At 71.1% G+C, this 11,814-nt stretch carries 10 protein-coding genes; 5 read left to right on the top strand and 5 right to left on the bottom strand.

Annotated elements, in window-relative coordinates; genetic code table 11:
* Nucleotides 1-317: 317 nt before the first annotated feature.
* Nucleotides 318-1,004 (top strand): class I SAM-dependent methyltransferase, encoded by a 687-nt coding sequence (locus J2853_RS25340; RefSeq protein WP_307562056.1) that lies wholly within the window; start codon nt 318-320, stop codon nt 1,002-1,004.
* 159 nt (nt 1,005-1,163) lie between these two features.
* On the opposite strand, the gene J2853_RS25335 is transcribed toward J2853_RS25340, so the two are convergent.
* Nucleotides 1,164-1,940, bottom strand: a complete 777-nt coding sequence (locus tag J2853_RS25335; protein WP_307562054.1) for an ABC transporter permease — start codon at nt 1,938-1,940, stop codon at nt 1,164-1,166.
* Nucleotides 1,937-2,899 (bottom strand): ATP-binding cassette domain-containing protein, encoded by a 963-nt coding sequence (locus J2853_RS25330; RefSeq protein ID WP_307562052.1) that lies wholly within the window; start codon nt 2,897-2,899, stop codon nt 1,937-1,939. The genes J2853_RS25335 and J2853_RS25330 overlap by 4 nt, the downstream gene beginning before the upstream one ends.
* A gap of 48 nt (nt 2,900-2,947) precedes the next feature.
* Between J2853_RS25330 and J2853_RS25325 the strand changes: the two genes are divergently transcribed.
* Complete coding sequence (locus tag J2853_RS25325; RefSeq protein WP_307562050.1) at nt 2,948-3,739, top strand: TetR/AcrR family transcriptional regulator; 792 nt, start codon at nt 2,948-2,950, stop codon at nt 3,737-3,739.
* Nucleotides 3,740-4,023: 284 nt separating this feature from the next.
* Here the strand turns inward: J2853_RS25325 and J2853_RS25320 are convergent, their stop codons facing one another.
* Nucleotides 4,024-4,605: a TetR/AcrR family transcriptional regulator gene (locus J2853_RS25320; protein ID WP_307562048.1), complete on the bottom strand. Its 582-nt coding sequence runs from the start codon at nt 4,603-4,605 to the stop codon at nt 4,024-4,026.
* 118 nt (nt 4,606-4,723) lie between these two features.
* Here J2853_RS25320 and J2853_RS25315 point away from each other — a divergent pair, with 118 nt between their 5' ends.
* A complete protein-coding gene (locus J2853_RS25315) occupies nt 4,724-5,584 on the top strand; it encodes an alpha/beta fold hydrolase (protein WP_307562046.1) in 861 nt (286 codons plus the stop codon).
* On the opposite strand, the gene J2853_RS25310 is transcribed toward J2853_RS25315, so the two are convergent.
* Nucleotides 5,581-6,723: a LacI family DNA-binding transcriptional regulator gene (locus J2853_RS25310; RefSeq protein ID WP_307562044.1), complete on the bottom strand. Its 1,143-nt coding sequence runs from the start codon at nt 6,721-6,723 to the stop codon at nt 5,581-5,583. The genes J2853_RS25315 and J2853_RS25310 overlap by 4 nt on opposite strands.
* A 50-nt stretch (nt 6,724-6,773) precedes the next feature.
* Between J2853_RS25310 and J2853_RS25305 the strand changes: the two genes are divergently transcribed.
* Nucleotides 6,774-8,111 (top strand): MFS transporter, encoded by a 1,338-nt coding sequence (locus J2853_RS25305; RefSeq protein WP_307562042.1) that lies wholly within the window; start codon nt 6,774-6,776, stop codon nt 8,109-8,111.
* A gap of 118 nt (nt 8,112-8,229) precedes the next feature.
* Here the strand turns inward: J2853_RS25305 and J2853_RS25300 are convergent, their stop codons facing one another.
* Nucleotides 8,230-9,186 (bottom strand): LysR family transcriptional regulator, encoded by a 957-nt coding sequence (locus J2853_RS25300; protein ID WP_307562040.1) that lies wholly within the window; start codon nt 9,184-9,186, stop codon nt 8,230-8,232.
* A 273-nt stretch (nt 9,187-9,459) separates the two neighbouring features.
* Between J2853_RS25300 and J2853_RS25295 the strand changes: the two genes are divergently transcribed.
* On the top strand, nt 9,460-11,733 hold the full coding sequence (locus J2853_RS25295; protein WP_307562038.1) for a M64 family metallopeptidase: 2,274 nt from the start codon (nt 9,460-9,462) through the stop codon (nt 11,731-11,733).
* Nucleotides 11,734-11,814: the final 81 nt, after the last annotated feature.

The raw sequence follows: 11,814 nt of genomic DNA, 5'->3' as shown, positions 1-11,814 counted from the left end.
TCTTCCATCTCTCGTCAGGCACGGCGGGGTCGGTGCGCGAAGGCATGCGCCTTCACCGCACACGGATGGGGGGTGGGTGCGCGGACGCAATGCATCCCTGAGAGTTGCGAGGAACAGCAAGAAAATTGACATTGCTTTGCAATTTTCTTGCGAAGCGTTGGCCAAATGTTACATACACGCTACGGTTGCGTCAACGGGTGGAAACCAGCTTTCTCAACTGATTCGACGCCGGTTGTGACAAAAGGTCAGGACGACCGTGGACCCCGGGCCGCGTCTCACGCGCTTCTCCCCGCCGCCCGTCGTGCAGGATGACAATCATGAACTCATCACAGCGGTATCACGGCACCGGTCCAGGAGCGATCACGCCGGACGGTTGTGCGGTCGACTACTACACGATGCTCACGCCCAGCGGCGAACCGGAACGCATCCACGCGGCGATCCCGGAGGGAGCGTCCATCCTGGAACTCGGCGCGGGCGCGGGCCGGATCACCCACAGCCTCCTGGACCTCGGACACCGGGTGGTCGCCGTCGACGAGTCGCCCGAGATGCTCGCGCACATCAAGGGCGCCGAGACGGTCTGCTCCTCCATCCAGTCCCTGGCGCTTCACCGGACGTTCGACCTCGTCCTGCTCATGTCGTTCGTGATCGAGACGTCTGACGACGAGGCGCGCCGGGCGTTCCTGCGCACCTGCCGCGAGCACGTCGCCGACGACGGGTGCGTGATCCTGCAGCGCCAGCCCCCCGAGTGGTACGACACGATCGAGCCCTTCGAACGCGAAACCGGTGACGGCCGTACCGTCCGCATGACGGAGGTCAGCCGGCCGGGGCCCGGTCTCCTCGCCGCGACCATGGAGTACACGGTCGACGACCGGCGCTGGACCCATTTCTTCCTCAGCAAGCGCCTCGACGACGACTTCCTCGAGGCGGAACTCAGCGAGGCGGGTCTGGAGCTGTCCGGATTCCTGGACGGCGACCGCGGGTGGGTACGCGCGGTGCCCCGCTGATCCCTGCCTCAAGGCGATCCCGTCGGGTTCGCGACCGGCCGCGTGGAAATCCCCGGACGAGCACGTCCGTGGTCCCGCGCCGGGAGGACTCTCCCCGTTCGTCGCCGCGTCTGATGTCGATCATTGCTGTTCCCCGCCGCGAGCAGAGGACCCGCTCCTCTAGGCGGAGGTCCTGCGGCGGAACAGCAGTGCCGCGATCGGCGCGCTGACCAGCACCGTGCCCGCGAGCCAGGCCGCCGCCAACGCCCCGGACGAGCCCATCGGCTGGTCCAGGAGCAGCGACCGGAGCGTCGCCACGATCGGCGTGGTCGGCTGGTTGTAGGCGAAGTCGCGCAGCACGTCCGGCATGGTCTCGGCCGGTACGACCCCGTCCGACAGGTACGGCAGGAAGAGCACGACGAAGCTGAACGCGCCGGCTGCCTGGGCCGACGTGACCAGCAGCCCCCAGAGCACCGCCAGCGACGACATCGCCAGGACGTACCCCGTCACCACGGCCAGCACCAGGGCCCAGTCGGCGGGCGTGGCGTTCGGGCGGAAGCCCATGATGACCGCGGCGAGCAGGGCGAATCCGGACGCCGCCACGTTGCGGACCACCGAGGCGACCACATGTCCGGTGGGGACCACCCAACCGCCGATCGGCAGGGTGCGGAAGCGGTCGATCATGCCCGCGGTCATGTCGTCGGCGATGTTCACGGCGGTCAGCGCGGCGCCGTACCCGCCGGACATGAGCAGTACGGCGGGCACCACGAAGTCGATGTAGGCCAGCCCGCTGGAGCCGGTGGTGATCGCCCCGCCGAAGACGTACACGAACAGCACCATGATGATCACGGGCAGGGCGGTGTTCACGATGAGGCCGTCGAGGATCCGTAGCTCGCGGCGCAGGTTGCGTACGACGAGACGGCTCAGGTCGCCCGTCGCGGTGAGGACGGCGCTCATGCCGTGGCCGCCGTGAGCTCGAAGAAGACGTCGTCGAGAGTGGGGGTGCGCAACTCCACGCGCTCGACGACGACGTCCGCGCGATGCAGCAGGTCCAGGGTGCGGCGCAGGTGGTCGGGGCCCTGAACGGCCAGCGTGACCTCGCGCTTCTCCGTGTCGAGATGCGCTCCCGCCTCGCCCGTCGCCTCGTCGAACGCCGACCTGGCGCGTGGCATGTCCTCGCTCCGGAACAGGCGCAGTACCAGGCGTTCGGCGCCGACCTGGCGCTTCAGCGCGGCGGGGGAGTCGTCGGCCACGATACGACCGCCGTTGATCACCGCGACACGGTCGGCGAGTTGGTCGGCCTCCTCCAGGTACTGGGTGGTGAGCAGGATGGTGGTGCCGGAGGCCAGCAACTCGCGGATCACCGACCACAGCTCGGCCCGGCTGCGTGGGTCGAGCCCGGTCGTGGGCTCGTCGAGAAAGAGGATCCGCGGAGCCGACACCATGCTCGCCGCGAGGTCAAGTCGCCGGCGCATCCCGCCGGAGTAGGTCACGACCCGCCGGTTCGCGGCCGCGGCCAGGTCGAAGCGCTCCAGGAGCTCCTTCGCGCGCAGCCGCGCCTGCCTCCGGCCCAGGTGGTAGAGGCCGGCGAACAGCTCCAGGTTCTCCCGCCCTGTCAGCAGGTTGTCCACCGTGGCCTGCTGGGAGGTCAGGCCGATCATCCGGCGCACCGCGACGCCCTCACGGGTGACGTCGTGTCCGCCGACCTCGGCGGTGCCGCCATCGGGCGCGAGCAGCGTGGTCAGGATGCGAACCGTGGTGGTCTTGCCCGAGCCGTTGGGGCCGAGCAGGGCCAGCAGCGAGCCGGTGGGAACGGCCAGGTCGATCCCGGCCAGCACCCGCGTCGTGCCGAAGGATTTCGTCAGGCCCCGGACGAGGATCGCATTAGTGAATGGCGTACTGTGTATGGCATTCATAGTTTCAAGATAATGCACAATCCTAGGGGTGGGTCAAGGAGGGATTCGATGGAGCAGGAGCGGCCGCCGCCGTCCGTGATGGAGCGAATGTGGGGGCGCGAGCCGGTGACGCGCCGAGGGCCGCGACCGAGGCTGGACCTGGCCACGATCACCGCAGCCGCCATCGAGATCGCCGATGCCGAGGGGCTGGGCGGGGTCTCGATGGCCAGTGTGGCCTCGCGGGTCGGGGTGGCGGCGACGGCGCTCTACCGGTACATCGGCAGCAAGGAGGACCTCCTCACCGTCATGGCCGACGGCGTCGCCCCGCTGCCACCCGAACCGGAGGGCACGCCCTGGCGGGACTACCTCGCCCTCTGGACCCGTGCCCAGCGCGACATCGTGCTGGAGCACGTGTGGCTGCTGTCCATCGGCCGGCTCATCCTGCCGATGGGCCCGCGGCGGCTGCTGTGGCTCGACCGCGCGCTGGCCGCCCTCGACGGCACGGGGCTCGAACACGGAGAGAGGATCAACGTGGCGAGCGCCCTGAGCGGGTACGCGATCACCGAGGCCGCGCTCGTCCACGGCGTCGGCGGCGGGGGCCCGCAGATGGAGAACGTCGCGATCACCGGAGCCGCGGACTACGGCGAGGTGCTCGCCGGGCTGCTCGATCCCGAGACCTACCCGGCCCTGTCGGCCGCGATGCGCTCGGGTGCCATGGGCGGTGCCGAGGGCTGGGTGGACGACGACGACTTCGTCTTCGGACTCGACCTGCTGCTCGACGGCATCGAGGCGCTGATCGGGCGGCGGGCGTCAGAGGGGGCGGGCACCCCCGAAGCTCCGGGGAGAGGCGAGGTCTCTTAGTTCCTGTGTGCGAACTGATCAGCGAGGTGTCGGTGGCGGCTGACGACACAGCGCTCGACAGCCGCCATTCCGATCAACCTGCCCGGTGGGCCGTCGGCGGCGGTCACCGCGCTGGACGGGGACGAGATGGCCCGGCCGGGCCGGCGCGGCGCCGGCCGCCGCCGCGATCGGGTCCTTCGCCGCGGGCACGGCGTTGAGGTAGCCGGCGCGGAAGGTGAGGCGGGTTTCCGTGCGCCGTGCCACATCAAGGAGCCACCGCAGAGGACGGTGAGCGCGGATCGGTGTCAATGCCTGTCGGCGATGGTTGCGATGGCCCGTAGCCCCGCCACCACCTCGGACGCGGAGGGAGCCTGCTCGGGGTCGGTGAGCCACTGCATCATCACTCCCGAGAGCAGAGCCGTCTGCACCGCTCCCAGCGATCGTACGGATCCCTCCGCCAGAGCGCTCTCCTCGACCCCCAGCAGAATCGCCGCCAGCCCGCGACGACCTTCAGCCTGGGCCCCGGCCAGATATCGACGCAGCTCAGGCGAGTGCTCAGACTGGAGTAGCGCCTCGATTGTGGCGATCCACAGCTTCCGGTGGGTACCGAACGACTCGATGATCGCCGTCCACATGGCCTCGTACCGCTCCCCGGAGGTGTCCCCGGCGTAGTTGGCAAGCGTGCGCCCCGTCTCCGAGCCCCATTCGTCGATCGCCTCGATGAGCGCCGCGTTCAGCAGCGCCTCCCGCGATCCGAAGTGGTAGCCGATGGCCGCCATGCTGACCCCTCCGGAGGCCGCGGCGATGTCGCGGACCGTGGTCCGTGCCCACCCCTTCTCCTCCAGACAGCGACGGGCGCCGGCGACGAGATCCTCGCGATTTCCCATGTCGCGGATAGTAGCGGATGCGTCAGGCAAAAGCCTTATGCGCTCGCCTTATGCATATGCATTGCGCAAATGCCCAAATTTTGACTATGGTCATCCCACCCCAAGAACGGAGAAGAAGATGACCGCCACCCGGGCCGAACTCGTCATCGACGGCCGCCGGCTTTCCTACCTCGACTTCGGCGGCACCGGCCGCCCCCTGCTTGCCCTCCACGGCCACATGTCGGAGGCGGCGAGCTTCGCCGGCCTGGCCGCCGAACTGTCCCCTGAGTGGCGTCTCATCGCCCTCGACCAGCGAGGACACGGCCACTCCGACCGCGCCGCCGACTACTCCCGGGCCGGGTACATCGCCGACGTCGCAGCCCTCCTGGACCACCTGGGCCTCGACCGGGTCGTCGTTCTCGGCCATTCGCTCGGCGGCATCAACGCCTACCAGCTCGCCGCCCGTCACCCCGAGCGGGTCAGCGCTTTCATCAACGCCGACGGCGCGGTCTCCCTGGGCCTCGACGGCCACAACCCGCTGGCCTTCGTCCTGGGCCTGCCCTACGAGGCCCCCACTCGCCAGGCGCTGATCGACGGCATGGGCCCGATGGCCTCCTTCTTCGGCGAGCTCCCCCGCGAACGCCCCGACGGCACCTGGAGCCTGCCCTTCCACCCCCAGGACATCGTCGACTCGGAGGACCTCGTCCACGGCGACCACTGGGCCGACTGGCTGGCCGGCACCTGCCCCGCCCTCCTGATCCACCCCACCCAGGGCGTCGTCCCCGCCGACCAGGCCCAGGCCATGGTCGACCGCCGCCCCGACACCCGCATGGTCGAACTGAACACCGACCACTTCGTATACGCCAACGACCCCAGCGGCTTCGCCAAGGCCGTCAACGAGTTCCTCGCCGAACTCCAGGCCGACGCCTGTCCACCGCTGGTCGGTGGTGTGACAGCGCCGTCCGGGCTGGGCGACGCCGGACCGCCGGGCGTCCTCTAGCGGCGGTGGGTGGAGGCGCGGCTGATCAGGTGCCAGGCGATCTCGGCGTCCCGGCCGGTGGGGGCGGGATGCCCGAGGGCGGTGCGAGCGCAGCGGGCGCCCTGGTCGCGCAGGGACTGGGCGACGGTGGTGAGCTCGGCGGGGGAGGCGGCGTCGGTGTCGTCCCAGCCGCTGACGGTGACGTCACCGGGAACGGCGAGGCCCAGGCGGGCGGCGGCGCGGAGGGTGCCCAGGGCCAGTTCGTCGCTCATCGCGGCGATGGCGTCGCAGGAGTCCGGGCCGGTGAGCAACTCGGTGGCGAGCGCCTCGGCCTCGCGGGCGCTGTTGGTCGAGCAGACGGCCACACGGACCCGCGACCACTCGCCGCCGGTCTCGGACCAGGCGTCGCGGAAGCCGCGCAGGCGCTGGCGGGTGACGCGGAAGGTCGAGGCGTCGGGGTCGATTCCGGAAGGGGAGCCGGTGGCCGCGGCGTCGACGCCGGCCACGGCGGGGGCGTCCAGGTCGGGCTCGGAGGCGGCGCCGGCGCCGAAGGCCACGGTGGAGATCCTGTCGCGGTCGAGCGGAAAGCTGAGCACCGCCGGCCGTCGCGCGCCCGCGAACACCTCGTGGCCCACGGTTCTGGCGGCGGCCCGGTCGTCCACGGCCACGAAGGACAGGCCGTCACGGCGAGGCCCGCCGTGGATCACGGCGGGCAGGCCGGTGGCGGCGATGGCGTCGATGACGGGGTCGTCGTCGGCGGTGGTCCAGACGACGAAGCCGTCCACGGCGGCCTCGGTGACCCGGTCGACGTCGGCGGGGCCTCCGGTGACCGGGACGAGGGTCAGCGCCATGCCGTGGTCGGCGCAGACCTGTGCGACGCCGGACAGGAAGCGGGTCGCCTGGGGGTCGTCGAAGGCATAGGTGAGGTGTTCGCCGAGGACGACGCCCAGGGCGCCGGTACGGCCACGGCGCAGTGAGCGCGCTCCGGGGTGCGGGCCCGGGTAGCCGAGGCGTTCGGCGGCGTCGCGGACCCGGACCCTGGTGTCGGCGGAGACCCGCTCGGGCTGACCGTAGGTGTAGGAGACGGTCATCACCGACACCCCGGCCGCGCGGGCGACCTCCGCCATGGTCGCCCGCCGCCGCGCTGCCGTCTCGCTCATGGCCAGAGGATATCTATTCGCTCATATGATCTTTGTGTATCGTTACACACATGCCGACTTCGACGGGTGTCGTCCACGTACGAACCGCCTGCGTGAGCTTTGCCGCCTTCGGTGTTTTCTGGGGCGTCTGGGGTGCTTCGGTGCCCGCGGTCCGGGCCCAGGCGGAGATCAGCGACGGTCGGCTGGGGACGGCGCTGCTGTTCGTGGGCGCCGGGGCCCTGCCCGCGATGCTCGCCACCGGAAGGATGGTGGACCGCTGGGGGCCTCGGGTGCTGGCCGTCCTGCTTGTGGTGCTCGGCGCGGTGGGGGTGGCGGTGGCGGTCACGGCGCGAGACTTCTGGAGCCTGTCGGCGGGCCTGGCGGTGCTCGGCGCGTCCTCCGGCGCGGCGGACGTCGCCCTCAACGCGGCGGCGGGCTCGGCGGAACGGGCGGCGGGAAGACCCGTCGTCATCCGCGCGCACGGCGCCTTCTCCGTCGGGGTGGTGCTCGCCAGCCTCTCCACCGGGCTGCTGGCCGGTCTCGGGGCGCCGGTCGTCACGCCGTTCTTCCTGGCGGCGGTCTTCCTGGCGGGAACGGCCGTCGCCGTCATGGCCGACGGGCGGGCCGTCTCGGCGGTCTCCAACGCGGGCGGGCGGGCAATCTCGGACGCGGGCGGGCCGGCGGTCCGGGACCCGGACGAGCGGGCGGTCCCGGACGCGGGTGGGCGGGCGGTCCCGGCGACCTCGGACGCCGGCGAGACCCGTCAGTCCGTTCCACGAGGATCAGGCGTGCGCCCGCTGCCCCTGCTGGTGATCGGCGGGCTGGGCGCGCTGGCCTTCGGCCTGGAGAACGCCCACCAGAGCTGGGGGGCCGTCTACCTCGCCGACATGCTCGACGCGGGTCCGGCACTCGCCTCGGCCGGTCCGGCGGTCTTCGCCGCCGTCGTCGCCCTCACCCGCTTCGCCGCCGGCTCGATGGGATCCCGCCGGGCCACGCCGTTGCTCGTCATCGGCTCCACGACCGCCGGTGCCGGGACCCTGGTACTGGCCACGGCCGGCACCGTGCCGGTGGCCCTGCTCGGGCTCGCCCTGGCCGCGGCCGGTACGGCGGTGCTCTTTCCCACGCTGATCAGCCTCGTCGCCGCACACGTCGAGGACACGGTCAGGGGACGGGCGACGTCCATCGTGACCACGGTGGCGTATCTGGGGTTCCTCGCCGGTCCGGTCTACGTCGGGTACTGGGCCGAGGCGACCGGTCTCTCCGGGGCGATGGTGGCCGTGGCCGCCATCGCCGCCGTCCTCGCGATCCTGGCCTGGCCGGCTCTGCGCTCGGTCGTCCGCGCCGGCTCCTCATGGGACTCGGCCCCGGATGATCTCGGCCTCCCGGAGAGGGCGACCGGTCACTCGTGACGGCCCCGGCGGGAGGCATCGCGTTTCTCCGTGAAGGGAGGCTCCGAGGCCGTCCGGGCCGATGGGCCGACGGGCCGCGCACCGCCGGGGTCCGGTGGTGCGCAAACAGGGGAGGACGTCAGGAGGGGGACGTCAGAACGCCGCCGTTGCGGGCGAGCCACGCCGCGTAGTGCGGCCGTTCGCCGATGGCCTCCCGGTACGCCTCCGCGGCGAACTCGGCCAGTTCCCTGGCGCGCTCGGCGAGCGGGCCGTTGCTGCGCCAGGCCACCAGGTGCCGTAGCCACAGCGGAGTCCCGGCCAGAGGACGCACGACGACTCCCGGTCCGTCCTGCACCGTGGCCTGGCAGGGGGCGACCGCGTGGCCGCCGGCGACCATCTGCCGGATGATCGCCTGCTCGGTCATGCTGTGCGGGACCCGGGGCGAGAAGCCCGCGTCCCGGCAGGCGGAGTAGACGCACTCCGGCCAGCCGACGCCGTCCGGTGGCGAGATCACCCAGTCGTCGTCCGCGAGATCGGCCAGCCGTACCTCCTCCTGTCCCGCGAGCGGGTGCGAGCTGCTCATGAGAACGAAGACCGGCTCGGTGGCCACCAGGTGCATGCCGATCGAGGGGACGACGGGCAGTTCGTTCCCCGGGTAGTCGACGAGGGTCGCCGCGTCCAGCCGGCGGGAGGCCAGCAGGTCGAGGAGGAGCCGGGGGGAGTACTCGGTGTGCACGGTGATCGGCACGTCGAGGACCTTGAACAGCCTGCTGAGCAGGCCGGACAGCATGGGCGTCACGTATCCGCCGATGCGCGCGACGTCCGGCCGGCCCTCGTCGGCGCCGGTACCGGTGACCAGCTCGTCCACGGTGAGCAGGATCGACCTCGCCCGGGTCAGCACGAACTGGCCGAAGGGGGTCGGGGTGACGCCGAGGCGGCTGCGCCGGAAGAGCTGCCCGCCGAGCGCGCCCTCGACCCGCTGCAGCTGGGCGGTGAGCGCGGGCTGCGACACGCCGATGGTGGTGGCTGCCCTGCTGAGCGTCCCGGCGTCGGCGATGGTGCAGACCACACGCAGATGGCGAAGCTCAAGCTGCACCGCAGCCCCTCCTTTCCCCCCTATAACCCGGGAACTATAACCCTGCGGAATCAGCGGATATTTCGTGGTTAGCGCATGGTGGCGATCGCATCGGGGCGACCAGAGGCGGCTCGATCCATCAAGCCGGGCCGCCGTCGGCAGGGGCCTCCAGCTCATCCCCCATAAGCCCATAAATCCGGAGTTATGCCCATCTGGGATGTGCGTTCGGCGAGTGAAGCCCCGATAGTGCAGGCACTCCCTCGACATGTTTTCCGGAGGTTTCCCCTCATGCGCATGACCAGGCCCCTCGCGGCCTTGGCAGCCGCCTCCCTGGCAGCCGTCCTCCTCACCGCGCCCCCGGCCCAGGCCGGTGCCGGCGCCGAGCCCGGCAGCGCCACCGTGGTGCCGCTCCAGGTCACCGGCGACCCGGCCGGCCGGTTCAATCTGATCATCATGGGCGACGGCTACACCGAGAACGAGCAGTCCGCGTTCGCCGCCGACACCACCCTGCAGCTCAACGTGCTCTGGTCGATCGAGCCGTACAAGTCCTACCGGAACTACTTCAACGTCTACCGGGTGGACATCGTCTCCGGTGAGTCGGGGGTCGGCTGCGATCCCGGCCTGGAGGCGGGGAGGAAGAACACCCCCCTGAGCATGGGCTTCTGGGGCGGCTGCAACCCCACCAGCGTGCAGCGGCTGATCACCATGAGCAACTCGGCCGCCAACAGGTACGCCAACATGGTGCCGGGCACCTCCAGCTCGAACCGGCAGATCGTGGCGCTGGCCAACAGCGGCACGTACGGCGGGGCGGGCGGCGCCTACGCCACCGCCTCCGGCCACAACTCGATGTCGGCCCTGATCGCCCCGCACGAGATCGGCCACTCCCTGGGCAACCTGCAGGACGAGTACCCCTACTACAGCCGCGGCGTGGACGGCGGCGCCTACACCGGCGGCGAGCCCGGCTCGGTGCACCACACGCTGCTGACCGAACAGCAGATGAAGGACCAGCAGAAGAAGTGGTGGCGCTGGCTTGGCGAGCCGAGCGAGGCCGGCGGCACCATCGGCCGGTTCGAGGGCGGCCTGTACACGAGCAGTGGCGTCTGGCGGCCCAGCCAGCACTCGATCATGAAGACGCTGGGCTACTACTACGACCAGGTCAGCCGAGAGATCATGATTCAGAAGATCTCCGCCAAGGTCAGCCTCATCCAGAGCAGCACGCCCACCACGTCGCCGGTCGGCGCCGACCGGGTGCTCTGGGTCGAGCCGCTGCACCCCAACAGCCACTCCCTGACGACCACGTGGCAGGTGGACGGCACCGCGCTGCCCGGCCAGGGCACCGAGATCGACCTGCGCACGCTGAACCTGTCACCGGGCAGGCACACGGTGACCGCGACCGTGGTCGACCCGACGGACTTCGTCCGCGCCCCGGACATCCGCGCCGGCAACCTGACCGCCACCCGCACGTGGACGGTGGACACGAGTGTGACCACCGTTCCCGGGGCGGCCGGCTCCGGCATCCTCTCCTCCACGCCGACGAACCGCGGCGTGGGACGCGACGAGGTCGTCTACGTCGAGACCCCCCACTCCGACGACGCCGTCCCCGCCGTCATCTGGGCACTGGACGGCAAGCGGCTCGACGAGAGCGACGAGGACGTGGACCTCGGCGCCCTCGGCCTCACGCCGGGAGCGCACACCCTCACCGCCACCTCCGGCGGCCGGACGCTCACCTGGACCGTGGACAACCCGCCCACCACCGACTACGAGCTCTCCGAGCCGCTGGTCAGCTCGGGCGAGACCTACGTCTACAACAGCCCCTTCACCATGAGACTCACCGGCCACGACGACGAGCCCGGATACGTCGTGCGTGAGTCGAGGGTGGACGGCGACGGCTGGTTCAACTACTTCGGCTGGCCGACCTCCGCCGACCTGCCGTGGCAGTTCAGCGAGAGCGGCACCACCATCGACAGCCTCACGTACGGCGTGCTGCCTCGCGGCAGGCACACCGTCGAGTACCGCTCCATCGACGCCAGCGGCAACTACGGCGACGCGAAGAGCTTCACGGTGACGACCCTCGCGCCGCCGCCGGCCTGCACCACCACGATCACCGGATCCAGGAAGGGCGCGATCTCCGTCCGCTCCGGTGTCACCTGCCTGAACGACGCCGAGGTCACCGGTGCGGTGACGGTGGGCTCCGGCGCGTCGCTGGTGGTCAACGGCGGCACGATCAGGGGAGGACTCAGCGCGTCCCGCGCCGCCGAGGTGCACCTGCTCAAGGCGCGCGTCGACGGGGCGGTCGCCGTCTCCGGCACCACCGGCCGGCTGACGGTCGCCGGCTCGGACATCAGCGGCGCGATCGTGCTGACCGGCACCACCGGCGCCGACGCCCTCGTCGTGACGGGTACGCGCATCCGCGGCTCGCTGTCCTGCAGCGGGAACACGGCCCAGCCCTCCGACGCCGGCGTGCCCAACACCGTCACCGGCGCCGGGCAGTGCGCCGGCCTGGTCGACGACCCGCGGTCCAAGAGCCGGGCCAGGTCCTATGAGGCGGTGCTGCCCGTCCGTCCCTGAGAGAACGGCGGCCGGCCGCATCCACGAAAACGGGCGGGGCGCCCTCACCTCGGGTGAGGGCGCCCCGCTCCGCGTGTCGGC

It is taken from the genome of Streptosporangium lutulentum, from assembly GCF_030811455.1.
GTDB classification, from domain to species: domain Bacteria; phylum Actinomycetota; class Actinomycetes; order Streptosporangiales; family Streptosporangiaceae; genus Streptosporangium; species Streptosporangium lutulentum.
Note: the sequence above shows the minus strand (reverse complement) of the source record. Positions and strands in the feature narration are given on the sequence as shown.